The sequence below is a fragment of the Azospirillum lipoferum genome (genome assembly GCF_024170005.1).
Taxonomy (GTDB): Bacteria; Pseudomonadota; Alphaproteobacteria; order Azospirillales; family Azospirillaceae; genus Azospirillum; species Azospirillum lipoferum.
In genome coordinates this window covers 268399-294316 of the sequence record NZ_JALJXJ010000010.1, presented here as the reverse complement: position 1 = coordinate 294316, position 25918 = coordinate 268399, and the positions used below count along the sequence as shown (strand labels likewise).

28 protein-coding genes and 2 tRNA genes are annotated in these 25918 nt (G+C 67.7%); 14 read left to right on the top strand and 16 right to left on the bottom strand.

Features of this window, described 5'->3' with window-relative positions:
• Nucleotides 1-2: 2 nt before the first annotated feature.
• Both hisC and pheA read right to left on the bottom strand, forming a co-directional pair.
• Nucleotides 3-1094, bottom strand: coding sequence for a histidinol-phosphate transaminase (gene hisC / locus J2848_RS23005; protein WP_149232511.1), 1092 nt, complete (start codon nt 1092-1094; stop codon nt 3-5).
• A gap of 151 nt (nt 1095-1245) precedes the next feature.
• Nucleotides 1246-2142, bottom strand: a complete 897-nt coding sequence (pheA, locus tag J2848_RS23000) for a chorismate mutase (RefSeq protein ID WP_149232512.1) — start codon at nt 2140-2142, stop codon at nt 1246-1248.
• Between the two features lie 224 nt (nt 2143-2366).
• Between pheA and metX the strand changes: the two genes are divergently transcribed.
• The 4 genes from metX (at nt 2367) to J2848_RS22980 (ending at nt 5238) form a co-directional block, all read left to right on the top strand.
• A complete protein-coding gene (gene metX, locus J2848_RS22995; protein WP_149232513.1) occupies nt 2367-3584 on the top strand; it encodes a homoserine O-acetyltransferase MetX in 1218 nt (405 codons plus the stop codon).
• 32 nt (nt 3585-3616) lie between these two features.
• Nucleotides 3617-4225, top strand: a complete 609-nt coding sequence (gene metW, locus J2848_RS22990; RefSeq protein WP_149232514.1) for a methionine biosynthesis protein MetW — start codon at nt 3617-3619, stop codon at nt 4223-4225.
• Between the two features lie 78 nt (nt 4226-4303).
• A complete protein-coding gene (locus J2848_RS22985; RefSeq protein WP_211103198.1) occupies nt 4304-4549 on the top strand; it encodes a DUF3072 domain-containing protein in 246 nt (81 codons plus the stop codon).
• A 119-nt stretch (nt 4550-4668) separates the two neighbouring features.
• A complete protein-coding gene (locus J2848_RS22980; RefSeq protein WP_149232515.1) occupies nt 4669-5238 on the top strand; it encodes a PRC-barrel domain-containing protein in 570 nt (189 codons plus the stop codon).
• Nucleotides 5239-5242: 4 nt separating this feature from the next.
• Here J2848_RS22980 and J2848_RS22975 read toward each other — a convergent pair whose 3' ends face one another.
• Nucleotides 5243-6658: an MFS transporter gene (locus J2848_RS22975; protein WP_246193975.1), complete on the bottom strand. Its 1416-nt coding sequence runs from the start codon at nt 6656-6658 to the stop codon at nt 5243-5245.
• Nucleotides 6659-6833: 175 nt separating this feature from the next.
• Between J2848_RS22975 and J2848_RS22970 the strand changes: the two genes are divergently transcribed.
• Together J2848_RS22970 and J2848_RS22965 are read left to right on the top strand one after the other, a co-directional pair.
• Entirely contained in the window at nt 6834-7019 is a 186-nt protein-coding gene (locus tag J2848_RS22970) for a hypothetical protein (protein ID WP_149232517.1), read from the top strand.
• Between the two features lie 3 nt (nt 7020-7022).
• Complete coding sequence (locus J2848_RS22965; protein WP_149232518.1) at nt 7023-7220, top strand: hypothetical protein; 198 nt, start codon at nt 7023-7025, stop codon at nt 7218-7220.
• 222 nt (nt 7221-7442) lie between these two features.
• On the opposite strand, the gene cueR is transcribed toward J2848_RS22965, so the two are convergent.
• Nucleotides 7443-7844 carry a Cu(I)-responsive transcriptional regulator gene (gene cueR, locus J2848_RS22960; RefSeq protein ID WP_318604494.1) on the bottom strand — a complete coding sequence of 134 codons (402 nt, stop codon included), beginning with the start codon at nt 7842-7844 and terminating at the stop codon, nt 7443-7445.
• On the bottom strand, nt 7841-10288 hold the full coding sequence (locus tag J2848_RS22955; protein ID WP_149232519.1) for a heavy metal translocating P-type ATPase: 2448 nt from the start codon (nt 10286-10288) through the stop codon (nt 7841-7843). Before J2848_RS22955 ends, cueR begins: the two co-directional genes overlap by 4 nt.
• A 161-nt stretch (nt 10289-10449) precedes the next feature.
• On the opposite strand from J2848_RS22955, the gene J2848_RS22950 reads away from it, so the two are divergent.
• On the top strand, nt 10450-11010 hold the full coding sequence (locus J2848_RS22950; RefSeq protein ID WP_149232520.1) for a hypothetical protein: 561 nt from the start codon (nt 10450-10452) through the stop codon (nt 11008-11010).
• A gap of 74 nt (nt 11011-11084) precedes the next feature.
• Nucleotides 11085-11729, top strand: coding sequence for a trimeric intracellular cation channel family protein (locus tag J2848_RS22945; RefSeq protein WP_149232521.1), 645 nt, complete (start codon nt 11085-11087; stop codon nt 11727-11729).
• A gap of 49 nt (nt 11730-11778) precedes the next feature.
• Here J2848_RS22945 and J2848_RS22940 read toward each other — a convergent pair whose 3' ends face one another.
• Nucleotides 11779-13041 (bottom strand): ABC transporter substrate-binding protein, encoded by a 1263-nt coding sequence (locus J2848_RS22940; protein WP_149232522.1) that lies wholly within the window; start codon nt 13039-13041, stop codon nt 11779-11781.
• A gap of 300 nt (nt 13042-13341) precedes the next feature.
• On the opposite strand from J2848_RS22940, the gene J2848_RS22935 reads away from it, so the two are divergent.
• Together J2848_RS22935 and J2848_RS22930 are read left to right on the top strand one after the other, a co-directional pair.
• A complete protein-coding gene (locus J2848_RS22935) occupies nt 13342-14094 on the top strand; it encodes a metallophosphoesterase family protein (protein WP_376992964.1) in 753 nt (250 codons plus the stop codon).
• A 410-nt stretch (nt 14095-14504) separates the two neighbouring features.
• Entirely contained in the window at nt 14505-15230 is a 726-nt protein-coding gene (locus J2848_RS22930) for a substrate-binding periplasmic protein (protein ID WP_149232524.1), read from the top strand.
• A 63-nt stretch (nt 15231-15293) separates the two neighbouring features.
• On the opposite strand, the gene J2848_RS22925 is transcribed toward J2848_RS22930, so the two are convergent.
• The 3 genes from J2848_RS22925 to J2848_RS22915 all read right to left on the bottom strand — a co-directional run bounded on the left by J2848_RS22925 (nt 15294) and on the right by J2848_RS22915 (nt 16792).
• Nucleotides 15294-15370: transfer RNA gene (locus tag J2848_RS22925), tRNA-Pro, on the bottom strand.
• A 194-nt stretch (nt 15371-15564) separates the two neighbouring features.
• Nucleotides 15565-15641: transfer RNA gene (locus J2848_RS22920), tRNA-Pro, on the bottom strand.
• A gap of 134 nt (nt 15642-15775) precedes the next feature.
• The gene (locus tag J2848_RS22915) at nt 15776-16792 is read right to left on the bottom strand and encodes a polyprenyl synthetase family protein (RefSeq protein ID WP_149232525.1); all 1017 of its coding nucleotides are present in this window, start codon (nt 16790-16792) and stop codon (nt 15776-15778) included.
• Nucleotides 16793-16892: 100 nt separating this feature from the next.
• Between J2848_RS22915 and J2848_RS22910 the strand changes: the two genes are divergently transcribed.
• The 3 genes from J2848_RS22910 (at nt 16893) to J2848_RS22900 (ending at nt 18818) form a co-directional block, all read left to right on the top strand.
• Nucleotides 16893-17099 carry a putative signal transducing protein gene (locus J2848_RS22910; protein ID WP_149232526.1) on the top strand — a complete coding sequence of 69 codons (207 nt, stop codon included), beginning with the start codon at nt 16893-16895 and terminating at the stop codon, nt 17097-17099.
• A 44-nt stretch (nt 17100-17143) separates the two neighbouring features.
• Nucleotides 17144-17866, top strand: a complete 723-nt coding sequence (locus tag J2848_RS22905; RefSeq protein ID WP_246193976.1) for a tRNA1(Val) (adenine(37)-N6)-methyltransferase — start codon at nt 17144-17146, stop codon at nt 17864-17866.
• A gap of 61 nt (nt 17867-17927) precedes the next feature.
• Nucleotides 17928-18818: a S49 family peptidase gene (locus J2848_RS22900; protein WP_149232528.1), complete on the top strand. Its 891-nt coding sequence runs from the start codon at nt 17928-17930 to the stop codon at nt 18816-18818.
• A gap of 12 nt (nt 18819-18830) precedes the next feature.
• Here the strand turns inward: J2848_RS22900 and oxlT are convergent, their stop codons facing one another.
• Nucleotides 18831-20126, bottom strand: coding sequence for an oxalate/formate MFS antiporter (gene oxlT, locus J2848_RS22895; protein WP_149232529.1), 1296 nt, complete (start codon nt 20124-20126; stop codon nt 18831-18833).
• 357 nt (nt 20127-20483) lie between these two features.
• Here oxlT and J2848_RS22890 point away from each other — a divergent pair, with 357 nt between their 5' ends.
• Nucleotides 20484-20699 (top strand): hypothetical protein, encoded by a 216-nt coding sequence (locus J2848_RS22890; RefSeq protein ID WP_149232530.1) that lies wholly within the window; start codon nt 20484-20486, stop codon nt 20697-20699.
• Between the two features lie 24 nt (nt 20700-20723).
• Here J2848_RS22890 and J2848_RS22885 read toward each other — a convergent pair whose 3' ends face one another.
• From J2848_RS22885 to J2848_RS22860, 6 genes are all read right to left on the bottom strand, one after another.
• Entirely contained in the window at nt 20724-21131 is a 408-nt protein-coding gene (locus J2848_RS22885; RefSeq protein WP_149232531.1) for a hypothetical protein, read from the bottom strand.
• Nucleotides 21132-21314: 183 nt separating this feature from the next.
• The gene (locus J2848_RS22880; RefSeq protein WP_149232532.1) at nt 21315-21803 is read right to left on the bottom strand and encodes a YajQ family cyclic di-GMP-binding protein; all 489 of its coding nucleotides are present in this window, start codon (nt 21801-21803) and stop codon (nt 21315-21317) included.
• A gap of 111 nt (nt 21804-21914) precedes the next feature.
• The gene (locus J2848_RS22875) at nt 21915-22868 is read right to left on the bottom strand and encodes a lysozyme inhibitor LprI family protein (protein ID WP_149232533.1); all 954 of its coding nucleotides are present in this window, start codon (nt 22866-22868) and stop codon (nt 21915-21917) included.
• Nucleotides 22869-22971: 103 nt separating this feature from the next.
• A complete protein-coding gene (locus J2848_RS22870; protein WP_149232534.1) occupies nt 22972-23997 on the bottom strand; it encodes a peptide ABC transporter ATP-binding protein in 1026 nt (341 codons plus the stop codon).
• Nucleotides 23997-24986, bottom strand: a complete 990-nt coding sequence (locus J2848_RS22865) for an ABC transporter ATP-binding protein (RefSeq protein WP_149232535.1) — start codon at nt 24984-24986, stop codon at nt 23997-23999. The genes J2848_RS22870 and J2848_RS22865 overlap by 1 nt, the downstream gene beginning before the upstream one ends.
• A gap of 4 nt (nt 24987-24990) precedes the next feature.
• Entirely contained in the window at nt 24991-25914 is a 924-nt protein-coding gene (locus tag J2848_RS22860) for an ABC transporter permease subunit (RefSeq protein ID WP_211103199.1), read from the bottom strand.
• Nucleotides 25915-25918 lie beyond the last annotated feature (4 nt).

Here is a 25918-nt window from a genome sequence, read left to right as displayed (position 1 = left end):
CGTTACGCCTTCAGAAAGTCCCGCAGCGCGTCGGCTACCGCGCGCATTTCCTGCTCGGTGCCGATGGTGACGCGCAGGCAGCTCGGCAGGCCGTAGGAGGGCATCTGGCGGACCAGGATGCCGCGGGCCTTCAGGAACTGGCGGGCGGCCTCGGCATCGTCCTTGCCGGCAGGCTGGCCCTTGAAATCGACCAGCACGAAGTTAGTGACGCTGGGATGCACCGTCAGCCCCAGTTCCCGCACGATGGCGGAGAACCATTCGCGCCACTGCTCGTTGTGGCGGCGGGAGCGGTCGAGGAACTCGGCATCTTCCACCGCGGCGACGCCAGCGACATGGGCGGCGGTCGATACGTTGAAGGGGCCGCGCACCCGGTTCAGCACGTCGACGATCCCGGCCGGACCGTAGCACCAGCCGATGCGCAGCGAGCCCAGCGCGAAGATCTTCGAGAAGGTGCGGGTCATCACCACGTTGGGGAACTTCTCCACCAGCTCCTCGCCGGCGGTGTAGTCGTCCTTGTTCATGTATTCGGCATAGGCCGCGTCGATGACCAGGATGACGTCCGGCGGCAGGCCGGCATGCAGCCGCGCCACCTCCGACGCCGGCAGATAGGTGCCGGTCGGGTTGTTCGGGTTGGCGAGGAAGACAAGACGGGTACGCGGGGTGACGCGGGCCAGCAGGTTGTCGACGCTGGCGGTCAGCCCGTCCTCCGGCGCGGTCACCGGCGTGGCGCCGACCGACTTGGCGCCGATCGGGTACATCAGGAAGCCGTATTGCGAATACAGCACCTCGTCGCCCGGCCCGGCATAGGAGCGGATCAGCAGGCTGATGATCTCGTCCGACCCGGCGCCGCAGACGATGCGGTCGGCATCCAGGTTGAAGCGCTTGGCGATGGCGCCGCGCAGCGCCGCCGAGCCACCGTCCGGATAGCGGTGCAGGGTGGAGGCCGCCGCCGCATAGGCCTCCATCGCCTTCGGGCTCGGCCCCAGCGCCCCTTCGTTGGAGGCGAGGCGGATATGACCCTGATGCTCGCCGCCGACATAGGCGGCGATGTCGAGAATCCCCGGACGCGGCTGCGGGCCGTTCGGCTGGGTCATGGTCTGCTTACCTTCCGACGCTGGTGGATGGGCGGTTCATGGATGGGGTGGAACAGGATGGAACACTGCTGACGGCACTGTTCCATCGTTTCACGGCGGGCCGGCAGGATAAGGCAGGAGCCGCCCCGGTGGCTCGCCTCATTCGCGCACATCAGCCCAGAGCGAGCGGCACGGCATAGCCGCCGACGACGTTGACCCGCACGGGGATGTCGCCCGACCGCTCCAGCAGCCTGGCGAGGCGGGGGTCGCCCTGCCCGACGAAGTCGGCAATCTCGACCAGATGGACCGACGGGCCGCCACCGCTCATCCCGGTGGCATGGCCAGCCGGATGCCAGGTGCAGAAGCTGACCGGTGGCAGGCCGCAGGCCTCCAGCGAATCCTTCAGCCGGCCGCGGCTGAGGTCGCCGCCGATCTCGATGCTCAGCAGGGTGCGGTCGTCGCCGGTCGGCTCGTGAGGGACGGCGGCGATGGCGAGCGCGTCGCGATTCTCGCCACGGGCATTGCCGCGCCCGCCGAAGGGCAGCCGCGCCACCACCTGCGGCCGGCCGGCGTCGGCCGACACCAGGAAGCGCCACCAGGGATCCGAATCGTCCTCGGCCGGATAGGGCACGACGGCGACGGTCGCCGTTCCCTCCGACACCGCACGGAGTGCTGCGGCGGGGGTGTTGACGGCGGTCATCGGCACGAAGCCGCCGAAATGGTCGCGGGCGACATCCCAGAATCCGCGGCGGTCCTCCGGCGCATAGACGGCGACGGCGAAGGGGCCCTGCATGCGGGTGAAGGCGGTGATCATCTCCCGCCAGATGCGGACGACGACCTGGGCGGGGAAAGAGCCGGCATGGCGTGCCATCAGGCGCCGCAGGATCGTCGCCTCCCGCGCCGGGCGGAGGAAGATGGGCTGAGCGCCGTTCTCCGCCGCGCCATTGCCCTTGGCCGCCCCGATGCGTTCCACCACGGCGGCGCGCCGCATCAGCAGGTCATGGATCGCGTCGTCGATCTGGTCGATTTCGCGGCGCAAATCGTCGAGCGGGGTCCGTGCGGAAGCCATGGGTCAAAAAACCATCGAATGCAAAGCCGGTTAGTAGTAGTCCGCATGCGCCCTGAAATCAAAGAAAACATTGACACTCCGAAGGCCGGCTTCGTAGCTATACGCTCCCGTTCCGCCACAGCTCTCCGACGGTTTCCGCCAAGGCGCCGCAAGGTTTGCACAAGGCGGGATTTCCGAAGGCCAGAACCGCCCGCCCTGAACAGTTTCCAAGGCCCGAAAACGACATGTCCGCGCCCCCCACCGCGCAGCAGCCCCCCCTGGTCACCCCGGCTGTCGCCGACACCCCGGTGATGCCGGGCAAGCGCGTGCGTCTGGCGGTGGACCGGCCCATGCGGCTGGACAGCGGGGTGGAGATCGGCGGTTTCCAGATCGCCTACCAGACCTACGGCACGCTGAACGCCGACAAGTCCAACGCGATCTTCATCTGCCATGCCCTGACCGGCGACCATTTCGTGGTGGAGAAGCACCCGGTCACCGGCAAGCCCGGCTGGTGGGAGATGCTGGTCGGCCCCGGCAAGCCGGTGGACACCGACCGCTATTTCGTCATCTGCTCCAACGTGCTGGGCGGCTGCCTGGGCAGCACCGGGCCGAAGGACGTTGACCCTGCCACCGGCCAGCCCTATGGCCTGTCCTTCCCGGTGGTGACCATCGGCGACATGGTGCGGGCGCAGAAGCTGCTGGTCGAGCATCTGGGCATCGAGAAGCTGTTCTGTGTCATCGGCGGCTCGATGGGCGGCATGCAGGTGCTGCAATGGGCGGTGGCCTATCCCGAATCGGTGTTCGCCGCGGTGCCCATCGCCACCGCCGCCCGCCATTCGGCGCAGAACATCGCCTTCCACGAGGTCGGACGCCAGGCGATCATGGCCGACCCGAACTGGTGCGGCGGCAACTACCTGCTGGAAGGCACCAAGCCGGAAGCCGGTCTGGCCGTCGCCCGCATGGCGGCGCACATCACCTACCTGTCCGAAACGGCGCTGCACCGCAAGTTCGGCCGCAATTTGCAGGACCGCAAGGCGATCACCTACGGCTTCGACGCCGATTTCCAGGTGGAGAGCTACCTGCGCTACCAGGGGGCGGCCTTTGTCGAGCGCTTCGACGCCAATTCCTACCTCTACATCACGCGGGCGATGGATTACTTCGACCTCGCCGCCGATGCCGGGGGCACGCTGGCCAACGCCTTCCGGCCGGGAGGCAAGACCACGCCGGTGCGCTTCTGCCTTGCCAGCTTCTCCAGCGACTGGCTGTTCCCGACCTCGGAATCGCGGGCCATCGTGCATGCGCTGAACGCCGTCGCCGCGAATGTCAGCTTCGTGGAGATCGAGACCGACAAGGGCCACGACGCCTTCCTGCTGGACGAGCCGGAGTTCCATCAGGTGATCCACGGCTTCCTGGAAGGCTGCGCCGAGCATCGCGGCCTGTCCGTCCGCCGCCGCGCGCGTTGAGTAGGACTGGAACTGGGACTGGACGGCCGACCATGGTGGACATTCGCGACGACCTGAAGCTGATCGCCGAGATGGTGGAGCCGAACAGCCGCGTGCTGGACGTCGGCTGCGGCGACGGCGCCCTGCTGGATTATCTGTCCCACACCAAGAATGTCGACGGGCGCGGCATCGAACTCAGCATGGATGGCGTGCGCCAGTGCGTCGCCCATGGCCTGTCGGTGATCCAGGGCGATGCCGAGACCGACCTGAAGGACTATCCGGCCGAAGCGTTCGATTACGTCATCCTGGGCCAGACCTTGCAGGCGATGAAGCAGCCGCGCGACGTGCTGGAGATGCTGTGCCGCATCGGCCGGCGCGCCATCGTCTCGGTGCCGAATTTCGGCTATTGGCGCGTCCGCATGCAGCTGATGCTGACCGGCCGCATGCCAGTGACGGAGAAGCTGGGCTACCAGTGGTGGGAAACACCCAATATCCATTTCTGCACGCTGCGCGACTTCGTCGTCCTGACCGAGGAGATGGGCATCACCATCGAGCAGACCCGGATCATCGACCGCGCCGGCCGGGTAACCAGCCGCGCCCATTCCGGCTTCGCCAACCTGCTGGGCGAACAGGGCGTTTTCCTGCTGCGGCGCAACGGCTGAGGTTTTTTGGGTTGGGAGGCGGGAACTTCCCGCCTCCATGCTTGTTCATGATGTGTTCCTTTTTGAGAGGTACGGATCATGACGACAAAGACCACCGCCGACCATGCCGGCCACGAGAATCCGAAGATCGGCGCAGACACGTCCAACCGTGACAAGAATCCGGACGATTGGACCACCGGCGACGAACCGATGACCGGCGCCCAGGCCTCCTATCTAAAGACGCTGAGCGAGGAAGCCGGCGAGTCCTTCGACGATGGCCTGACAAAAGCGGAGGCGTCGAAGCGGATCGATGCATTGCAGGACAAGACCGGACGCGGGAAGTAAGGGGAAAGTCCCCTCTCCCCGGAGGAAGAGGGAGAGAGCCCGGGATTCACGTCGGCAACCCAAGGGCACCTTGCGCTGTTAACCAGGGCGATACCGAATCCGAATGGAAAGGTCGCCCCATGCTCCGCCCCCTCTTGCTTGTTCCGGCCGCGGCGCTGCTGCTGACCGGCACCGCCATTGCCCAGACCACGCCGGACACCGCTGCCTCGCCGCCACTGATGACCGCGCCGCGGCCGGATGACCAGCCGGCGACCGGGCAGATCACCTCCCCGCCGGGTGTCAGCGGCGAAGCGCCGTCGCTTGAGGTGCAGAACCCCGCCCCGGCGGTCACGGGTGCGCAAGGGTCGTCGCCACCGGTTGCGGCCCTGCCGCCGGCCGCGCTGAACCCGGATCAGGCGCGGGCGATGGTAGGGACGGAGTTGCGCACCCGCGACGGGCAGATGGCCGGCCGCATCCTCGACTTCACCATGGATCGGAACGGCGACCGGGTCGACCGTATCGTGATGGCGCCGAACGAGGTGCTGGGGGTGGGCGAGAAGCTGGTGGCTGTGCCGGCCAGCGCGCTCGCCAACGGTCCCGATGGACCGATGCTGGACATCGGGCAGGCCGAGTTTGACAGGGCGCCGACCTTCGCCTATGGCGACGAGCCGACGCTGACCCGGCCGGAAAGCCAGCAGCCGAAACAGTAACCGGTCAGGCAGCCGGGCGGCGGCGGAAGATGCCGGTCAGGCAGGCGACAAGGCACAGGCCGGCACCCAGCCACAGCACGACGACGCTGCCGTCCGCCTTGCCGATGGCGGTGAAGACCAGCCCCACCGTGGCGGCGCCGAGCGTCTGGCCGAACAGGCGGCCGGTCGCCTGGATGCCGCTGGCACCGCCGCTGCGCTCCTTCGGCGCGCTGCTGACCAGCACCTTGTTGTTCGGGGTCTGGAACAGGCCGAAGCCAAAGCCGGCCAGCGCCATCCGCCAGACCACGTCCAGCGTCGACGGGTCGGGGGGCAGCAGCGCCATCAGGGCGAGGCCGGCGGCGAAGGCCAGCAGGCCCGCCGCCGCCAGCCGCGTCGGCTCATACCGGTCGGCCAGCCGGCCGGAAATCGGGGCGACCAGCGCCACCATCAGCGGCCAGGGCGTCATCAGCAGCCCCGATTCCGTCAGCGACCGGTTCAGTACATCCTCGAAGAAGAAGGGCATCGCGACGAAGACGATGTTCTGCGCCGCGAAAGAGCAGACCGACGTCACCACCGTCAGGGCGAACACCGGGCGGCGCAGCAGATCCACCGGCAGCAAGGGTGCCGCCTGCCCCAGTTCACGCCGCACCAGCGTGGCACCGAGCGCCAGCGCCGCCAGCAGTTCCACGGCGACCAGCCAGATGGGCTGGCTGCCGTCCACCCCCTTGAAACCGACGATGAGCAGGCCGAGCGTGGCGGCGTTCAGCGCGGCGCTCAGCCAGTCGAAACGGTGCCCGGCCGGGTTCGACGCCGGCATCGCCCGCGCCGCCACCACCAGTGCCGCCAGCCCCAGCGGCACATTGACCGCGAACAGCCAGGGCCAGGACGCCACCGACAGGATCAGCGCGGCGAGGCTGGGCCCCGCCGCGGAGGACACCGCGACGATCATCGCGTTGTAGCCGACGCCGCGGCCGAGATGGGTGGAGGGGTAGATATGGCGGACCAGCGCCAGATTGACGCTCATGATCCCGGCGCCGCCGATGCCCTGCAACACGCGGGCGGCGGTCAGCACCGGCAGATTCGGCGACAGCGCACAAGCCAGCGAGGCCATGGTGAAGACCGCCAGACCGAACCAGTAGACCTTGCGGTAGCCGATGATGTCGCCCAGCGACGCCATCGGGAACAGCGAGACGGTGACCGCCAGCTGGTAGGCGTTGACCACCCAGATCGCGCTGGCGGCATCGACGACGAACTCGCGCTGGATCGTCGGCAGGGCGATGTTGGCGACCACCCCGTCCAGCACCGCCATGATCAGCGCGACGGTCATCGCCGCCATCGCCCAATAGCGCTGCGGGACCGGCAGGCCGTCGCCCGCCGCGGCGGGCGGCTTGCGGGTGGCGGATTGGGCGGGGGCGAGGGACGGCGCGGAGAGGTTCGACATGCCTGTCAGCATAAGGGCCGCCATGCACCCTGCGGTCGCAGCAATTTCGCATGAAAGCATTGCGGAAGCCGAGCGCATGGGTGGGTCTCTGCGCCGGCGGGAGCTATCTGGGACCGGAACCCCTCCCCCGCCCTCCTGTTGGAAGGTGACGCGAGCCAACAAAAGGAGCGCCACCATGACCAAGCACATCCCGCCCGTTCCGCCCGAGGGCCGCAGCGACAAGGGCCCCGGCGAGCCGGCGAGCAGCGCGTCCCCCGACGACGGCGCCGGCAACCGCGGCGCCCCCAACACCAAGGAACAGGGCCAGCCCGGCAACACCCGGCAGAACACCACCCACCAGGGCTATCAGCAGGATCGGTGAGGCATGAGCAAGCGCATTGATGCAACCGACCGCCACCATGGCGGTCCCGGCAGCAGCCAGCAGAACGCCGACAAGCCGGAACCGGCGGCGGAGAAGCGCCCGCACCCGGGCGAACCAACCAACACCCGCCAGTCCGGCAGTTCCAGCGGCGGCGGCGAACGCGATCTCCACCACACACACGACCCGAGGACGAAACGGTAAGGTGTAGGTGTGAAGCCCTCTCCTGCCCCACGATTTCTCCCTCTTCCACCTTGGAAATCCCCTCTCCCCCCGGGGAGAGGGTCGGGGTGAGGGGGAGGCATGACGTGGACTCAGCGGAGAACGGGTAGTGCGCGCTGCTTGAAAATCCTCGCCGCGCATCCCCCTCACCCTAACCCTCTCCCCAGGGGGGAGAGGGGATAACGCATGTGAGAAAGTTTCCCATCACGACGCCAAGTCCTTCAGGATCGGGCAGTCCGGCCGCTCGTCGCCGTGGCAGGCGTCGGCAAGCTCGTGCAGCGTATCACGCATCGCCTGCAATTCGGCGATCTTCGCCTCCAGCTCGTCGATGTGCTGGAGCGCGATGCGTTTCACCTCCGAACTGCACCGCGAACGGTCCTGCCACAGCCCGACCAGCTTTTGAATCCGCTCGATCCCGAAGCCCAGCGTCCGCCCCCGCTTGACGAAGCGCAGCACATTCACGTCGCGGTCGCTGTAGACGCGATAGCCCGACGCCGTCCGTCCGGCCTCCGGGATCAGCCCGATGGATTCGTAATAGCGGATCAGCTTGGCGTTCACGCCCGACGCCTTGGCGGCGTCGCCGATGGTCATGCCGTCCTTCATCATGCGTCCTCGCTGTTCGGCTCATTCCGGGGCGGCGTCCAGCCGCGCAAGCTCAGGGCGTTCACCACCACGCTGACAGAACTGAGCGCCATCGCAGCCCCCGCCAGCACCGGGCTGAGGTTGCCCGATGCCGCCAGCGGGATGCCGATGACGTTGTAGGCGAAGGCCCAGAACAGCCCCTGGCGGATTTTCGCATAGGTCCGGCGCGACACGTCGATGGAACCGGCGACCAGCCGCGGGTCGCCGCGCATCAGGGTGACGCCGGCGCTATGCATCGCCACGTCGGTGCCGGTCGCCATGGCGATGCCGACATCGGCGGCGGCCAGTGCCGGCGCGTCGTTGATGCCGTCGCCGACCATGCCGACGGTTTTGCCCTCGCCCTTCAGCGTCGCGACCACGGTGGCCTTGTCGCCCGGCAGCACCTCGGCGAAAACCCGTTCGATGCCCAGAGCCGCGGCGACGGAGCGCGCAGCGCCCCAGCCGTCGCCGGTCACCATCACCGGTTCCACCCCTTGCGCCTTCAGCGCGGCGACGGCGGTGATCGCACTCTCCTTCACCGTATCGCCGAAAGCGACGAGGCCGAGCAGGCGCGGTGTCTCGCCGACTTCGATCAGCCAGGACAGGGTGCGGCCGGAGGCCGCCAGCGCGTCGGCCGGCTCGGCCAGCGGACCGGGCTGCAAGCCGGTCTCCGCCACCACGCGGGCGTTGCCGAGTTGCAGGCGGCGCCCCGCCACCGTGCCGGCGACGCCCCGCCCGGCCAGCGCACGGAAGTCGCTGACCGGTTCCGGCGCCATGCCGGCGGCAGCGGCGCGGTCGCGCAACGCATGGGCCAGCGGATGCTCGCTGCCGGTCTGGAGGGCGGCGGCGTGACGCAGCAGGGTCTCGCCGTCGGTGCCATCGGCGGGGATCAGGTCGGTGACGCGCGGCCTGCCCTCCGTCAGCGTACCGGTCTTGTCGAAGGCGACGGCGGTCAGGGCGTGGGCGCGTTCCAGCGCCTCGGCGTCCTTGATGAGGATGCCATGGCGGGCGGCGACGCCGGTGCCGACCATGATCGCGGTCGGCGTCGCCAGACCCAGCGCGCAGGGGCAGGCGATGACCAGAACCGACACCGCGGTGACAATGGCCGTTTCCAGATCGCCACCGACGATCCACCAGCCGGCGAGCGTCAGCGCCGCCACCGCCAGCACCGCCGGGACGAAGACGGCGCTGACCCGGTCGACCAAGCGCTGGATCGGCGCCTTCGACGCTTGGGCGCCCTCGACCATGCGGACGATCTGCGCCAGCATGGTCTCGGTGCCGACCGCCGTTGTCTCCACCACCAGCAGGCCGTCGCCGTTGATCGAACCGCCGGTGACGCGGGCGCCCGGCTCCTTGTCGACCGGCAGGCTCTCGCCCGTCAGCATCGATTCGTCGACGCCGCCACTGCCCTCGACCACCCGGCCGTCGACCGGCACCCGCTCGCCGGGACGGACCACCACAGGATCGCCGACGCGGACACGCTCCACCGGCACCTCGGTCTCCACGCCGTCGCGGCGCAGCCGGGCGGTCGCCGGGCGCAAATCCATCAGCGCGCGGATCGCCGCCGCGGTCTGGCCCTTGGCCCGCGCCTCCAGCCATTTGCCGAACAGCACGAAGGTGATAAGGACAGAGGAGGCTTCGAAATAGAGATGCGGCTGGTGCCCGGGGTGGGCCGTCAGCATCAGGTAGAGGCTGAGGCCCCAGGCCGCCGAGGTGCCGAGCGCCACCAGCAGATCCATGTTGCCGGCCCCCGCCCGCACTGCGTTCCAGCCGGCGCGATAGAAGCGCGCGCCGAGCCAGAACTGCACGATGCCGGCCAGTACCAGCTGGACCGGGCCCGGCAGCATCCAGTCGGCCCCGAACAGGTCGCCGACCATGCCCGCCAGCAGCGGCAGCGACAGCGTGGCGGCGATCAGCACATGGTGCAGCTCGCGCCGGCTGCGGCCGGCCCGCGCCTCCTCTTCCGCCTGTTCGCCGCCCCGATTGACTGGGGCGGCGCCGTAGCCGACCTTCTCCACTGCGGTGACCAGATCGGCAATGTCCACACTGCCGGCGAAGGCGACGACATGGGCGCGCTCGGTCGCCAGGTTGACCACTGCCGACTCCACGCCGGGCAGGCGGTTGAGCGCCTTCTCCACCCGGCCGGAACAGGAGGCGCAGGTCATGCCGGTGACCGACAGGTCGAACTCCCGCCGTTCGGCGTGGAAGCCGGCGGCCTCGACCGCTTCGGCGGCGGCCTTGGCGTCGGGCGGGCCGGCGAAGCTCAGCCGTGCCCGCTCCGTCGCCAGATTGACCGAGACGGCGGTGACGCCCGGCACCCGGCCCAGCGCCTTCTCCACCCGGCGGACGCAGGAGGCGCAGGTCATGCCCGACACGCCGAGGTCGAGATCGGCGGCCGTCGTGGGGCTGCTGTGCTGGATCGTGGTCATGCCGGTTCTCCTTCGATTCCGCTCGGCATGGAGGAATATGGAGCTTCCAGCCATTGGAAGGTCAAGGGGCCGATCGACGCAGATCTGCTGTTCCCTGAACAAACGGCCGGACAGGACGTTCGTGTCCTGACCATCAGCCATCAGCAGGAAGGGACCGCCCCTTGACCCGCCTGACCATCGCCGAGGCGCAGAGCCGCGTTTCGCACATGCTGACCCATGACGTGGTCGAGGATCTGCGCGCCGTGGAGTATGAGACGCCCCCCCTGGCCGACGCCCCGTCCGCCACGCCGTTGACCGAACTGCGGCGGGCCGAGGTCACCTTCAGCCACGCCCCCTGCTCGCCCGACTGCCTCTATCGCATCGCTGCGTTCGGCGATGCGCTGCTGATGCGGCTTCAACTGAATGTCCGGCGCTTCGTCGCCATCTATCAGGTGCCGGTGACGGATCCGATCGACAGCAACACCATCGCCCCGCATTTCGAACGCTGGGCCATCGGTGCCGGCCATGCCGGCTGGACCATCGGCTGGCGCGACGGCGCCGATCCCTGGAACCATGACCTGCGGGTGGTGGAGACCTATTGCTACGCCATGCTGCCGGAGGATTTCCTGGACGAGCCGCTGACCCAGCTCTACTGGCGCACCGACCTGTTGCAGATGACCCGCGCCTTCATGCTGGAGGCGCGGCGGATGGGCATCCGGCTGTCGGCACCCGATACGGTGTAGCGGAGGTTTCGCTTGGCGCCGCGGGGGCAGCCGTGCTCAATCGGTGGGCAGACGATTTTCTCCAGAGCCCGACCATGCCGCCGCTTCCCATTCCGATGCCGACCGACCTGTCCACCCTGCTGACGGTGATGGATTTCATCGGCGTGTTCGTCTTCGGGCTCAGCGGCGGGACGCTGGCGGTGCGCAAGCGGCTCGACCTGTTCGGGGTGATGGTGCTGTCGCTGGCGGCAGCGCTGGCCGGCGGCGTGGTCCGCGATGTGCTGATCGGCGCGCTGCCGCCGGCCAGCCTGCATGACGACCGCTATCTGATGGTGGCGCTCGCCGCCGGGCTGACCGCCTTCCTGTTCCACAAGCCGATCAACCGGCTGGGCAAGCCGGTGATGGTGCTGGACGCCGCCGGGCTTGCGCTGTTCACCGTCGCCGGCTGCGGCAAGGCGCTGTCCTATGGGCTGAGCCCGTTGCCGGCCGCCCTGCTGGGGGCGCTGACCGCCTGCGGTGGCGGGGCGGTGCGCGACCTGCTGGTGGCCGAGGTGCCGCGGGTGCTGCGCGAGGAAATCTACGCCATGGCGTCCCTGCTGGGGGCGGCGGTGGTGATCGCCGGCAACCGCCTGGACCTGCCACCGGTGCCGGTCGCGGTGGTCGGCGCGCTGGCGGTGTTCGTGTTGCGTGTGGTCAGCGTGCTACGGGGCTGGAGTGCGCCGCGGGCGCCGGGGAGTTGAGGAACGCTCTCCCCCGGTCCGGAGGAGAGCGTGTCACAAGAGGATCGGCTTACGCCCGCTTGCCCCAGCCCGGCATCGGGAAGACCGGCTCGGCTTCGGCCGAGGCCTTCGGCAGCACCACGGTCGGGCGCAGCTTGTGGTTCTGGATGCAGGCGGAGATCAGGTTGGTGTTCTGACCCTTGTCGTCGAAGGTGATCGCCGGGCCGACCATCAGCTTGTCCGACAGGTTGGTCTGGCGCAGTGCCGCCAGCATCGCCGACGCTTCCGCAGTGCCAGCACGCTTGAAGGCGTCGGCAGCGATCAGGATCGCTTCGAAGGTGAAGGCGACGTTGAAGGCATAGCCCTCGAACCGGTCATTCGGGAACTGCTTCTTGAAGGCCGCCTCGACCCGCTTGGTCATCGCCGCCTTGGGATCGTACCAGGGCAGGTTGGTGATGGCGTAATCGGCGTATTTGCCCAGCACCTTGTAGAACTGCTCGTCATACAGGCCGGGCGAGCCGGGGGAGATGATGCCCTTCGGCTCCCACCGCTGCTTCACCATCTCGCGCACCATCATGATGGCGTCGTTGGCGCGGGTGGTGACGATGGCAAGCTCGGCGCCGGTACCCTTGGCCTTCGCCACCTCGACCGCCAGATCCTGCGCCTTGGGGTCGTAGGAGATCGATTCCAGGATCTGGAACGGCATGTCCAGCTTGGGGAACAGCGCGTCGATGGCGGCCTTGTTCGCCATGCCGAAGGTGTCGTTGGCGTGCAGGAAGACGGCCGTCTTCGGCGTGGTGCCGGTGGCGGCGAACAGGTCCTTCATCAGCGACATCCCGTTCGACACCAGCATGGTGGAGGTCGGGAAGTTGCGGAAGACGGTCTTGTAGCCCTGCTCGGTCAGCTTGTCGGCGGCGGCGATGTTCATCACCAGCGGCACGCCGCGCTGTTCGCAGACCTGGGCGGCGGCGGCGGTCTGGCCGCTGTCGAAGGCGCCGACGATGACATGGGCGCCGTCGTTGATCAGCTTTTCCGTGCGCGAGCGGGCGACATCGGCGTTCGATTCGGTGTCGGCCGACAGCACTTCGACCTTATAGCCGAGGTCGGAGAGCACCGCCGGCGCGATCTCGGCGCCGCGCTGGCAGGCCTGACCCGCCTGGGCCAGCAGCCCGGAGCGCGGCAGAAGCACGCCGACCTTCAGCGTGGTGTCCTGCGCGAAGACCGGCGCGCGGCCGAAGCCGGCCAGCACGCCACCGGCAATGGCGGCCTGACCCAGCGTACGGCGGGAAAGGGCGAATCCTCCGGTGGAGCGGTTCTTATGGTCGTTGGTCATGATCCTGCGGGGGCCTTTTGGCTGGTCGCACTGCGGTTCTTGTCGGCCGAAGATTTCACCCTGCACCCCCTCCCTGTCAAAGTGGAATCGTCGAAGTTTTTCATTCGGCAATGGCATTGCGCAATGGTTTGACCGCCATGCCTGACGGCATCACCGTCCGGTCGAAGACGACGCAAATGCGGTGCAACAGGCGGAGCCCCTTGAAGGCGCGCCGGCCCGGACACAGGTGACAGGGCGGGATGTGACGAAGTCGAGAACGATCGCGTGTTGAGCTTGGCACGGAAACTGTGGACGGAGGCCGTGTCTGGCGCTCCCTCGGCCGGCCGGGCGGGACCGGCATCGGTGCCGCGCGGCATGCGCATCTATGCGGTCGGCGACATCCACGGCCGGCTCGACCTGCTCGACCAGATGCTGGGCCAGATCGTCCGCGATGCCGACCAGGCCCCGAACCTGATGAAATACCTCGTCTTCCTGGGCGACTATGTCGACCGCGGGCCGGACTCGCGGCTGGTGATCGAGCGGCTGGCCTGCGGGCTGCCGCCGGCCTTCGGTGCCGTGTGCCTGCGCGGCAACCACGAGGACACGATGCTGGGCTTCCTGTCGGACCTGCGCGTCGCCCCCGGCTGGCTGACCTATGGCGGCGACGCGACCCTGGAAAGCTACGGCATTCCCGCCCCTGATCCCGACGCGCCGGTGGAGCATCTGCAACAGGCGCAGTTGATGCTGAACAGCCTGCTGCCGGCCCATCACCGCGCCTTCCTGGGGTCTTTGCGCAACCATCTGACCATCGGCGATTATCATTTCGTCCATGCCGGCGTCCGTCCCGGCGTGCCGCTCGACCAGCAGGAGGACCAGGACCGGCTGTGGATCCGCGAGGCCTTCCTGGCGTCGCGTGCCGACCATGGCAAGCTGGTGGTCCACGGCCATACCATCGCGCCGGAGCCGGAACTGCTGCCCAACCGCATCGGCATCGACACCGGCGCCTACGCCACCAACCGCCTGACAGCCCTGGTGCTGGAGGGGACGGAGCAGCGGTTCCTGTGCACGATCTAGCCTGTCCAATATCCCGCGTTTCATACCTTCGAGGTGAAACGCGATCCCGGCCTGTCAGAACCAAGGGGTTCGGCGGTATGCACCGCCACCCCGACCCAGGCGGGAATCACAGGCGCACTTAACGGAAAATATTAAAAAGAACTTAACCGACCAGCAGGTCCAATCACCTATTGATCGGAAAAGAACGACAAATAATCATTGAAGCCGTTTGGGTTGGCGCGGCTTGAAGAATCAACGCAACCACACAATTCGCGCATAATCCATATCCGGCATGCAGTCCCGGCTCTGGATATGTATGCAATATACCAGTACATTAGCATAAAGGCACCTGACTTTTTCTCGATTCCCAGTCCGCCCGGCACCCAGATCCGGTTCAGACCCAGATCCGGTTCAGACAAGGAGGAACCCCAGTGCGAACCGGCATTCTGATCGCAACGGCGGCGGTTGCTTCGGCTGCGGCAACCCCGGCACTGTCCGAGACGCTGAAGATTTACAGCGTCGACGCGCCACCCATGACGATGGATCAGGCGGATCAGCGCGGCTTCGTCGCCGACATCACGCTGGAAGCGCTCAAGCGCGCAGGATATCAGGGCGAAATGATCTTTGATCCGTGGAAGCGCGGGCAACAGGAGGTGGCCGACGGCGAAAATCTGCTGATCATTCCCTTCGCCCGTTCCCCGGCGCGCGAACCGAACTATACCTGGATTGCGAAAATCTTCACGACGGAGCGGACTTTCGCAACGGTCGGCAAGTCGATCGACAGCTTCGAACAGGCGAAGGCCGAACTGACCAGCATCATCGTCGGCCAAGGCACCGCCCAGGAAGAACTGCTGAAGGCCAAGGGCTTCACGCAAACCCAGCTTCGTACCCTCAGGGTCGGACAGAAGGAAACGGAGGTTCTCAGCCCGAACGGCGACGAGGCATGGTTCAACGGAACGCCGGAAACCCTGTGGAAATGGAAGCGGTCCAGCCGCCCGGAAAAGATCGTGATCGGCAAGGCCGTCTCGTCGGATGACGTCTATCTCGCCTGCTCTCTGAAATGCTCTCCGCAAATCGTCGAGACGCTGAAGACAGCCGTCGACTCCGTCATCGCCGACGGCACCGCCCAACGCATCAGCGACCGGTATCTGAAATAGGATAGTCGCGACCGCCTGAAACGACGAAGGGCTCCCGGATTTCTCCGGAAGCCCCTGTCATGATGGTCGGAGAGAGAGGATTCGAACCTCCGGCCCCTGCCTCCCGAAAGCAGTGCTCTACCAGGCTGAGCTACTCTCCGGTCCTGTCACCGGCGGCCTGTCACTTCGCAGTGCGCCGTCCGTCGGTGGAGCGGGTGTATAAACGGTTCCGGCCGGCAGCGCAATGCAAAGTCACAGCCTGTCTGCTGCATTCTTGCCATGTCGTTTTGACGTACCAAAGCGAACCCCGAAACGACGAAGGGCTCCCGGATTTCTCCGGAAGCCCCTGTCATGATGGTCGGAGAGAGAGGATTCGAACCTCCGGCCCCTGCCTCCCGAAAGCAGTGCTCTACCAGGCTGAGCTACTCTCCGGTCCTGTCACCGGCGGGGGCAGTGCCGTCCGCCGGTGGAGGGGGTGTATAAACGCTCCGGTCCTGGTGCGCAACGCCAAAAATGCGTCATCGGCCAAAAAGATCCGGACCGTCGATCCGCCCCCCGCTGGTGCGTCAGAAATCTCGATCGATCACGAAATCAATGACTTCCAGCAGAGCCTGCTTGATCGGTCCGTCGGCGAACAGGCCCAGGCTGTCGCGGGCGATGGAGCCGTAATGGCGCGCCCGCTCCACCGTGTCCTTCAGGGCGTTGTGGCGGGCCATCAGCGCCTGGGCATGTTCCAGATCGCCGTCCTTCTGGTCCAGCTCTTCCATCACCCGGCGCCAGAAGGCGCGTTCCTCGTCGTTGCCGCGGCGGAAGGCCAGCACGACCGGCAGGGTGATCTTGCCTTCGCGGAAATCGTCGCCGACCGTCTTGCCCAGCTTCGCCTGCAAGGCCGAGTAATCCAGAACGTCGTCGACCAGCTGGAAGGCGATGCCGAGATTCATGCCGTAGTCGTACAGCGCCATCTCCTCCGCCTGCGGGCGGTTGGCGACGACGGCGCCGACGCGACAGGCGGCGGCGAACAGCTCGGCCGTCTTGCCCTTGATGACCTCGAGGTAAGCCTGCTCGCTCGTCTCGGTGTCGTTGGTGGTGCGCAGCTGCAGCACCTCGCCCTCGGCGATGATGGCCGAGGCACCGGACAGGATGCGCAGCACGTCGAGCGACTGCACCTCCACCATCATCTCGAAGGCGCGGGAGAACAGGAAATCGCCGACCAGCACGCTGGCCTTGTTGCCGAACACCGCGTTGGCCGAGGCCATGCCGCGCCGCAGGTCGCTTTCGTCGACCACGTCGTCGTGCAGCAGGGTCGCGCTGTGGATGAACTCCACCACCGCGGCCAGCAGCCGGTGATGCTCCCCCTGATAGCCGCACAGGTTGGCGGCGGCCAGCGTCAGCACCGGGCGCAGGCGCTTGCCGCCGGCGGCGATCAGATAGCCGGCCAGCTGCGGAATCATCTCCACCGACGACTGCATGCGGTCGAGGATGATCTGATTGACGGCGCTGAGGTCCTCGGCCACCAAAGCGGTCAGGTCGTCGAGCGGGGTAGACTTGCGCCGTTTCGGCTCGAAGTTGGTCACGACCGCCAAGGTCGACTCCACGGATGATTGACGCCAGAATTTGCGCTAGGGAGCATAACGGCCTAGCCTCTTCGGTCAAGTCCGCAGGGGACCGTTCTTTCGAGACACCATGACCGAACTGCTGCGCACCACCGATCCCGTCCGCCTGTCCTGGCTGGTCGCCCTACTGGCCGATGCCGGAATCGAGGCCATCGTGCTGGACAACCACACCAGCATTCTGGAGGGCTCCATCGGTGCCATTCCCCGGCGGCTGATGGTCGATACGGAGGACGCCGCACAGGCCATCCGCATCCTGCGCGAGGCTGGCGAAGCGTGACCGGGCCAATCGTTCCGGTTCCGCAATCAGACACCGAGCCCCCCGTGGATTTCCTGCTGAACGGCCGGGTGAGGCTGCTTCAGCCGGAAGGGGGGTATCGCGCCGCCATCGATCCGGTCTTCCTCGCCGCCATCACCGCCGCCGCCGCCGGCGAGCGGGTGCTGGATGTCGGGACCGGCACCGGGGCTGCGGCACTGTGCCTCGCCGTCCGGGTGCCGGGGGTGATGGTGGTCGGGCTGGAACAGCGGGCCGACGCCTGCGCCTTCGCCCGCCGCAATGCCGACCTCAGCGGCGTCGCGGACCGGGTCACGGTGGTGGAGGGCGACCTGCTGGCCCCGCCGGATGCGCTCGGCAGCGCCGGATTCGACCGGGTGATGATGAACCCGCCCTATCTGAAGGCGGGGGCCGCCAGCATGCCGCCCGATGACTGGAAGGCCGCGGCGAATGTGGAGGGGGCGGCGGGGCTGGCCGACTGGGTGCGCTTCGCCGGCCGCATGCTGAAGCCGCGCGGCACCCTGACCATGGTCCACCGCGCCGACCGGATCGATGACATCCTGCACGCGCTGCGCGGCCGGTTCGGCAGCCTGATCCTGGTGCCGCTGTGGCCGAAGCCGGGCGTGGAGGCGAAGCGTCTGCTGCTGGCGGCCCGCAAGGGCGGCAGGGCGCCGGCCCGGCTGACCGCCGGCCTGACCGTGCATAAGGCCGAGGGCGGCTACAGCCCGGCGGCGGAGCGGGTGTTGCGCGACGCCGAGGCGCTCGTGATTTAGGGGGCGATTTAGCGGGGGCGCAGCCTTTCAATCGGAAGGCGACACTCCCATCTCTGCCGGCATGAGCCTGCAATCTCTCCTCGCCAAACTTCCCTTCGGCCCCTGGCGCAAGGCCGGGCCGCTGGTGTCCGTCGTCCGCCTGTCCGGTGTCATCGGCCAGGGCGGCCCGTTCCGATCCGGCCTGTCGCTGGCCGGCGTCGCCCCGCTGCTGGAGCGCGCCTTCGCGCCCAAGGACCAGAAGGCGGTGGCGCTGATCGTCAACTCCCCAGGCGGGTCGCCGGTGCAGTCGGCGCTGATCGCCAAGCGGATCCGCGATCTGGCCGAGGAGAAGAAGCTGCCGGTCTTCGCCTTCTGCGAGGATGCGGCGGCCTCGGGCGGCTATTGGCTGGCCTGCGCGGCGGACGAGATCTGGGCCGACGAAAGCTCCATCGTCGGGTCGATCGGCGTGGTGTCGTCCGGCTTCGGGCTGCATGCGCTGATCGAGCGCCATGGCATCGAACGGCGCCTCTACACCGCCGGCGACAAGAAGGTACTGCTCGACCCCTTCTCGCCGGAGCGGGAGGACGGGGTCGCCCATCTGAAGGCGCTTCAGGCCGACGTGCACGAGGCGTTCAAGGCGATGGTGCGGACCCGCCGCGGCAGCCGGCTGACCGGGTCGGAGGAGGAGCTGTTCTCCGGCGCCTTCTGGGCGGGGCGGAAGGCGCTGGCCCTCGGGCTGATCGACGGGCTGGGCGACATCCGCTCGGTCATGCGCGGACGCTTCGGCGAGAAGGTGCGGCTGCGCGTGGTGCAGCAGGAACGCGGCATGCTGCGGCGGCTGGGGCTTCGGACTGGATACGGCAACGCCCCGGCCATGGAAGCCGGGGCGCCGGAGGCCTTCGCCGATGCCCTGGTGGCGGCCGCCCGCACCTCTCTCGACGATTGGGCGGCCTGGGCGAAGCTGGGGCTTTGAGGGGAACCGCCGTCAGCGCTCGGCGGTGACCGGTGCCGCCTGAAGTCCGTAATCGTCAGCCTGGATGAAGGCGGCGCGCAGCGGTTTCAGGACGAACAGCGCCAGCACCGCCGCCACCAGATTGAAGCTGGCGGCGATGTAGAACACGGCGTGCCAGCCGAAATGGCTGGCGATGAGGCTGCTGAGCGGCACCAGCAGCGCCGCCGTGCCCTTGGCGGTATAGAGCATGCCGGCGTTGGTCGCCGCGAACTTCGACCCGAAGGTGTCGCCGGCGGTGGCCGGGAACAGGCTGTAGATCTCGCCGAAGACGCAGAAGAACATCGCGGTGAAGATGACGAACATCACCGGGTTGCGGCCGAGCTGCGTCACCAGGATGATGGCGAGTGCCGCGATGCCGAAGGCGATGAACATGGTGTTCTCGCGGCCGATGCGGTCGGACACCCAGCCGAAGAAGGGCCGGCCGGCGCCGTCGAGGATCCGGTCGATGGAGATCGCCAGCGTCAGCGCCGGCAGGATCAGGCCGAACATGTTGATCGGCGAATCGGCGACGTGGAAGTCGTGGGCGATCGGCGCGATCTGGGCCGCCGCCATCAGGCCGCCGGAGGCCACCATCACGAACATGACGTAGAGCAGCCAGAAGACCGGCGTGCGGATGACACGGGACGGCGGATGGTCCACCTTGGTCTGGGCAAGCCCGCTCCGACGCACCGGACCGGCTGACTTCGGCGCCTTGCGCAGGAAGAAGGACAGCACGAAGATCACCACGCCCTGCCCGATGCCGAAGACCAGGAAGGCCTGCTCGTAGCCTTGGGCGGCGATCATGTTGGCGATCGGAATGACCGTGGCGCCGGCACCGGCACCGAAGCCGGCGGCGGTGACGCCCGCGGCCAGACCGCGCTGCTGCGGGAACCATTTCAGCGCGTTGCCGACGCAGGTGCCATAGACGCAGCCGGCGCCGATGCCGGAGATCACCGCCGCGGTATAGAGCATCGGCAGCGATGAGGCCTGGCTGTCGATCACCCAGGAGCCGCCGACCAGGAGGCTGCCGACCAGCACCACCACCTGCGGGCCGTAGCGGTCGACGAACCAGCCCTCGACCGGGACCAGCCAAGTTTCGGTGAAGACGAAGATGGAAAAGGCGATCTGGATGGCAGCACGTCCCCAGCCATGCTTGGCATCGATGGGATCGACGAACAGCGTCCAGCCATATTGCAGGTTGGCGATCATCGCCATGCACAGCAGGCCGACGCTGAGCTGGAACCATTTGTTGTTCAGAAGACCGCGGTCTTCGGTCGTCTCTGTGGTCATGCCCCAAAGTCCCGTTGAGCGTGGGGGCGCAGGATCGGGCAGCGATCGCACCGCATCATGCGCCGTTCAGGGATGACTGTGCTCCTCGACAATCCGTATTCCAAATACCATATACGGAACACGTTATTCTTTTCCACATCGTGGAATGCGTTGAAAAGGCTTGTTTTTTTACCCTATCAGTCATGCATCGCTTGCTGGCCTAACGAACAAAACTGCCAAGGCGCAGCCATGCAGCGCACACATATTTGAAATACAGTATCTGGTATACAGAATATCTTGCTGCGGTGCGATGAGGAGTGCATGATCCGGCCATGTCCAACGGCGCTGAAGAGCAACGCCGCAGCCAGAGGAAATCACATGATGTCCAGCATCCTGACCCGCCTGTTCGCCGGTTCCGCCGCTCTGGCTCCGGCCGGCCTCGCCCCGGCGGGGATCGCCCTTTCCGAAGGTTTCCCCCACATCGCGCTGCCGGATCTGTTCGCCGGGCTCCGCACCCGTCATGGCGGTGGCAAGCGCAAGCCGGAATCGCCGGACGTCACGCTGTCCTGGGCCGAGTTCGGCCGGGGATTCTGAGGGGGTTCGCGAAAGCGGTCTCGATCAGGCCGCGGAATTCTGTGTCAGCAGGGTGGTCAGCCAGCGGAAATTGGAGCCGTCACCAGTCTGGATGGCGCTGTCCACCACCTGCATCGCCGTCGCGGGATCCTGCGGGTCGGGCACCAGGGACGCGGGGCCCATGCCGGCCTCACCCTGCCCGTCCTCCTGCGCGAACAAGGTGACGGCGCCGACGCCGAGGCGCACCGAGGGCTGGGCGTTCGGCACCACTCCCGAGCCGTCGGCACCAGAGGTGCCACCCTCCCCCACCCCGTTCAGGGTTTCCAGCATCGCCGCGAACTGACCGGCCAGCGCACCCGCCTGCCGGGACGCGGACGTCCCTTTGCGCTCCAGGACGTCTTCCGCCCGGATGCGCATCGCTTGCGTGGCCTCGCTGTTGGCCATCATCGACATGGGACGATCCCCTGCGGTTTGTGGCGAACCGCAGGGGATCACGCAAAAATCACGCCATCAACACAACCGGCGATTCACAAGGGTCGGAGCATCCCCTGCGACGATTTGACCGGCAAAAATTACCCAGCCGCCCGGCAGAAGTTTCCCAACGGCCGGCAAACCTTGCCCAGCGATCGCGGCCAATCAGTCGCGAAAGTTCTGGTATTGCAGCGGCTGCTCGATGCCCATCCGCTTGACCAGGGCGATGGCGTCCTGGAGGTCGTCGCGCTTCTTGCCCGTCACCCGCAGTTCGTCGCCCTGGATCGAGACCTGGACCTTCATCTTGCTGTCCTTGATCCCTTTGACGATGGTCTTCGCCAAATCCTGCGCGATTCCCTGCTTGATCGTCACAGCATGGCGCAGCGCGTCGCCGGCCGCCCGCTCCGGCTTGGCGGAGAAGTCGAGGGCGGCGGCATCCAGCTTGCGGCGGGTCACATAAACGCGCAGCAGTTCCTGCATCTGCTCCAGCTTGGTGGCGTCGTCGGCCAGCAGAACGATCTCGTTCTCGGTCCGCTCGACCGTGCATTTGGAGCCCTTGAAGTCGAACCGGGTCTCGATCTCGCGACGGACGCCGGCAATGGCGTTGTCGACCTCGTGGACGTCCGTCTCGGACACGATGTCAAAGGACGGCATGGCGGCTCTCTCCCTGATTAGGACTTCTCATGAACGAATCGTGGGCACCGTAAAGAAGACGGCCGCCGCACTCAACAGCCGCTTTGCCCGCAAGCTGCCTCAACAGGCGTCTCAGCGGGCGGGCGGATGGAACGGCATGGCGATTTCCCGCAGTTCCTTGCCCGGCAGCAGCAAGGTCGCCACCGCCCGCTCCGGCTCGAAGCGCCAGCTGCGCGGGTCCTTCAGCTCGGGACCGCCGCACTCCGCCGCCATCTCGGGTTCCAGCGCCGTCCGACAGGCGGCGGTGGCGGCCGCCAGCCAGGACCCTGTGCCGAACATCTGTGCCAGGGTGGGCACCCGTCCCCGCCCGAGATCGACCGTCAGCCCCGCCGCATAGCGGAAGCCGTTGCCCTGCACCCCTTCCCCCCGGAACTGAACCGACAGCAGGCCGGGGGCGGTGACGTGAACATCGGCGGTCAGGACCAGTTCCGCCTCCATCCCCTCGGGCAGATCGGTCGAGTTCTTGCGGAACTCCTTGATTTCACCCTCGACGAAGCGGCGCGCCGTCTCGTTGAAGAAGGCGGCGCCATAAATGGCCGGGTCGGCGATCTCCGGCCGCTCGGCCCGGATGGAAAGGCGGGTGCGGGGTTTCCCTTCGGTCAGCAGGACCGTGCGCAGCCGGGCACCCAGCCCCGGATCGGCCCGCAAGGCGGCAAGCTGCGCCGTCCGCCGCTCCGTTTCCACTTGTAGGCAGGCCGCCGGATCGTCGAAGCCGCTGTCGGCTTCCGTGCCGGCGGGAAGACCGAAGCCACAGGCGCGGTTGCGCCGCCCGGCCCAGGCCCGCTGTTCGGCACGGGCGAAGCCGCGCCCCGCTTCGTCGCCCCCCAGCCTGTCGAGCAGAGCCTTGTAGGCCGCCCCCATCGCCGCATCGGCGGCGTTCAGCGCCGGCGTCGAGCAGATCAGCTTTTCCTCCGCCCCCCCGGCTCCGGCGCGCGCCCGGGCACAGTCGAAACTGGCCGCAGCGGCCGGGGCGGCGATGGCCAGCAGGACCGGCAGGCAGAGAGCGGTGGCGAGGCGGAGGGTCATGCTGCGGAGTCCATCGCAAGGAAGCCGCAACAGTGGATCAAAGATAGCCCGGCCGCCGCAAGAGCGGCCGGGGTCATCGTCATGTCAATCGCCCGGACGCCGCTCAGTCCATCTGTTCGGCGTAGTGACAGGCCACCAGCCGTTCGTCCACGGTGCGCAGCGGCGGAACTTCCGCGGCGCAGCGCTCGGTGGCGAAGGGGCAGCGCTTGTGGAAGGCACAGCCCGGCGGCGGGTTCAGCGGCGACGGCAGCTCGCCCTTCGGCACCACGCGGTCGACGCGCAGGTCCGGGTTCACCCGCGGCGTCGCCGCCAGCAGGATGCGGGTGTAGGGATGGCGCGGCCGGGTGAAGACCACGTCCTTGGCGCCATGCTCCACCGGCTTGCCGAGATACATCACCATCAGCGAATCGGCGATGTGGCGCACCACGCTGAGATCGTGGGAGATGAACAGGTAGGCGAGGTTCAGCTCTTCCTGCAAATCCATCATCAGGTTCAGCACCTGCGCCTGGATCGACACGTCGAGCGCCGACACCGGCTCGTCCGCCACGACGACGCGCGGGTTCAGCATCAGGGCGCGGGCGATGGCGATGCGCTGGCGCTGGCCGCCGGAGAACATGTGCGGGTAGCGGTCGACCTGATCGGGGCGCAGGCCCACCTTCCCCATCATCGCCACCGCGCGTTCGCGCCGCTCGTGCTTGTCCATGGCGGTGTTGATGACCAGCGGCTCGGTCAGGATCGATCCCACCGTCTTGCGCGGGTTCAGCGAACCATAGGGATTCTGGAAGACCATCTGCACCGTGCGGCGCAGTTCCTTCATCTCGGCCGCACTGCGTCCGACGACCTCGCGGCCGTCATAGAGCAGTTCGCCCGAACTCGGCGGCTCGATCATGGTGACGGAGCGGGCCAGCGTCGACTTGCCGCAGCCCGACTCGCCGACCACCGCCAGCGTCTTGCCGGCCTGGAGGCGGAAGGACACGCCGTCCAGCGCCTTCACCGTCGCCAGCGGCTTGAAGGCGCCGCGCTTGACCGCATAGTGCTTCCGCAGGTTGCGCGCCTCCAGCACGACCGACGGGTCGGCCGCAGCCTCGAAGACATGGGGGCCGATATTGGACTCGGTCTGGGTGCTCATCACAGCGCCTCCCCGGCGGCGAGATGGCCGTCCGGCAGCGGGTAGAAACAGCGCGCCCGCCCGTCGTCCACGTCGAACAGCGCCGGGCGTTCGGCACGGCAGCGGGCGTCGGCGAAGCGGCAGCGCGGGCTGAACAGGCAGCCGGCCGGCCGGTCGGCGATACCCGGCACCATGCCGGGAATGGTCGGCAGCCGGCGCTTGCCCAGCGCCCGTTCCGGCAGGGCGTCGAGCAGGGCGCCGGTGTAGGGGTGGCGCGGCCGCTCGAACAGCGAATGGACCGGACGCGTCTCCGCCACCTGGCCGGCATACATGACGACGACGCGCTGGGCCGTCTCCGCCACCACGCCCATGTCGTGGGTGATCAGGATCAGGGCCATGCCGCGTTCGCGCTGCAACTGGACCAGCAGGTCGAGGATCTGCTTCTGGATGGTGACGTCCAGCGCCGTCGTCGGCTCGTCCGCCACCAGCAGGCGCGGATTGCAGGCGATGGCGATGGCGATCATCACGCGCTGGTTCATGCCGCCCGACAGCTGGTGCGGGAAGGCGGACAGGCGGGTTTCCGGCGCCGGAATGCCGACCTGCTCCAGGAGCGCGATGGCGCGGTTGCGCAGCGCCTTGCCGGACAGCCCCTCATGCACCCGCAGCGTCTCCATGATCTGGAAACCGACGGTGAAGCAGGGGTTCAGGCTGGTCATCGGCTCCTGGAAGACCATGGCGACGTCCTTGCCGGTGATCTTCCGGCGCTGGGCGGCGGGCATGGTCAGCAGGTCCCGGCCGCCGAACATCATCCGGTCGGCGACCACCCGGCCGTTGGAGCCGAGAAGCCCCATGACGGCGAGCGAGGTGACGGACTTGCCGGAGCCGGATTCGCCGACGATGCCGACGACCTCGCCTTCGTCCACGGTCAGGTCGATGCCGTCCACCGCGCGGAAGGTGCCGGCGCGGGTGGTGAACTCGACCGACAGGTTCTTGATGTCGAGAAGAGGCATGAGGTCAACGTTTCAGCTTGGGGTCGAGCGCGTCGCGAAGACCGTCGCCCAACAGATTGAAGGCCAGCACGGTCACCAGGATGGCGATGCCGGGCCAGGTCACGACCCAGGGGGCGCGCTGGAGGAACTGCAGCGAGGAGGCCAGCATGGTGCCCCATTCCGGCGTCGGCGGCTGCGCGCCGAGACCGAGGAATCCCAGGGCCGCCGCGTCCAGGATGGCGGTGGAGAAGCCCAGCGTCGCCTGCACGATCAGCGGGGCGACGCAGTTCGGCAGCACCACGATCAGCATCAGGCGCATCGGCCCGGCACCGGCAACGCGCGAGGCGACGACATAGTCCTTGTTCACCTCCGCCAGCACGGCGGCGCGGGTCAGGCGGGCATAGTGCGGGATCACCACCACCGACACCGCCAGCATGGCGTTCACCAGCCCCGGCCCGAGGATGGCGGCCACCACCACGGCCAGCAGCAGCGACGGCAACGCCAGCAGGATGTCCATGGCGCGCATGATCAGCACGTCGGCCATGCCGCCGAAGAAGCCGGCGACGAGGCCGAGGCCGAGCCCGACGGCCAGCGACAGGGTGACGACGATCAGGCCGATCATCATCGACAGGCGGGCGCCGTACATCAGGCGGGACATCATGTCGCGGCCGATGTCGTCGGTGCCCAGGATGTAGCTCCAGCTTCCGCCCGCCTGCCAGACCGGCGGGGTCAGGATGGCGTCGCGGTACTGGATGTCGGGATCGTGCGGGGCGATGACCCCGGCGAAGATGGCGATCAGCGCGATCAGCGCGATCACCACCAGACCGCCCAGCGCGCCCTTGTTCTGGCGGAAGTGATACCAGAACTCGGTCAGCGGGTGCGGCGGGCGTGACACGGCGACCGGTTCCGGGGTGGCGGGTTCTGCCTTGGTCGAGAATTCAGCGGACATGGAT

Coding starts and splice junctions, on each gene's coding strand:
- hisC (WP_149232511.1), bottom strand. CDS start 1,094: ATGACCCAGCCGAACGGCCCGCAGCCGCGTCCGGGGATTCTCGACATC.
- pheA (WP_149232512.1), bottom strand. CDS start 2,142: ATGGCTTCCGCACGGACCCCGCTCGACGATTTGCGCCGCGAAATCGAC.
- metX (WP_149232513.1), top strand. CDS start 2,367: ATGTCCGCGCCCCCCACCGCGCAGCAGCCCCCCCTGGTCACCCCGGCT.
- metW (WP_149232514.1), top strand. CDS start 3,617: ATGGTGGACATTCGCGACGACCTGAAGCTGATCGCCGAGATGGTGGAG.
- J2848_RS22985 (WP_211103198.1), top strand. CDS start 4,304: ATGACGACAAAGACCACCGCCGACCATGCCGGCCACGAGAATCCGAAG.
- J2848_RS22980 (WP_149232515.1), top strand. CDS start 4,669: ATGCTCCGCCCCCTCTTGCTTGTTCCGGCCGCGGCGCTGCTGCTGACC.
- J2848_RS22975 (WP_246193975.1), bottom strand. CDS start 6,658: ATGTCGAACCTCTCCGCGCCGTCCCTCGCCCCCGCCCAATCCGCCACC.
- J2848_RS22970 (WP_149232517.1), top strand. CDS start 6,834: ATGACCAAGCACATCCCGCCCGTTCCGCCCGAGGGCCGCAGCGACAAG.
- J2848_RS22965 (WP_149232518.1), top strand. CDS start 7,023: ATGAGCAAGCGCATTGATGCAACCGACCGCCACCATGGCGGTCCCGGC.
- cueR (WP_318604494.1), bottom strand. CDS start 7,844: ATGATGAAGGACGGCATGACCATCGGCGACGCCGCCAAGGCGTCGGGC.
- J2848_RS22955 (WP_149232519.1), bottom strand. CDS start 10,288: ATGACCACGATCCAGCACAGCAGCCCCACGACGGCCGCCGATCTCGAC.
- J2848_RS22945 (WP_149232521.1), top strand. CDS start 11,085: ATGCCGCCGCTTCCCATTCCGATGCCGACCGACCTGTCCACCCTGCTG.
- J2848_RS22940 (WP_149232522.1), bottom strand. CDS start 13,041: ATGACCAACGACCATAAGAACCGCTCCACCGGAGGATTCGCCCTTTCC.
- J2848_RS22910 (WP_149232526.1), top strand. CDS start 16,893: ATGACCGAACTGCTGCGCACCACCGATCCCGTCCGCCTGTCCTGGCTG.
- J2848_RS22900 (WP_149232528.1), top strand. CDS start 17,928: ATGAGCCTGCAATCTCTCCTCGCCAAACTTCCCTTCGGCCCCTGGCGC.
- oxlT (WP_149232529.1), bottom strand. CDS start 20,126: ATGACCACAGAGACGACCGAAGACCGCGGTCTTCTGAACAACAAATGG.
- J2848_RS22890 (WP_149232530.1), top strand. CDS start 20,484: ATGATGTCCAGCATCCTGACCCGCCTGTTCGCCGGTTCCGCCGCTCTG.
- J2848_RS22885 (WP_149232531.1), bottom strand. CDS start 21,131: ATGTCGATGATGGCCAACAGCGAGGCCACGCAAGCGATGCGCATCCGG.
- J2848_RS22880 (WP_149232532.1), bottom strand. CDS start 21,803: ATGCCGTCCTTTGACATCGTGTCCGAGACGGACGTCCACGAGGTCGAC.
- J2848_RS22875 (WP_149232533.1), bottom strand. CDS start 22,868: ATGACCCTCCGCCTCGCCACCGCTCTCTGCCTGCCGGTCCTGCTGGCC.
- J2848_RS22870 (WP_149232534.1), bottom strand. CDS start 23,997: ATGAGCACCCAGACCGAGTCCAATATCGGCCCCCATGTCTTCGAGGCT.
- J2848_RS22865 (WP_149232535.1), bottom strand. CDS start 24,986: ATGCCTCTTCTCGACATCAAGAACCTGTCGGTCGAGTTCACCACCCGC.
- J2848_RS22860 (WP_211103199.1), bottom strand. CDS start 25,914: ATGTCCGCTGAATTCTCGACCAAGGCAGAACCCGCCACCCCGGAACCG.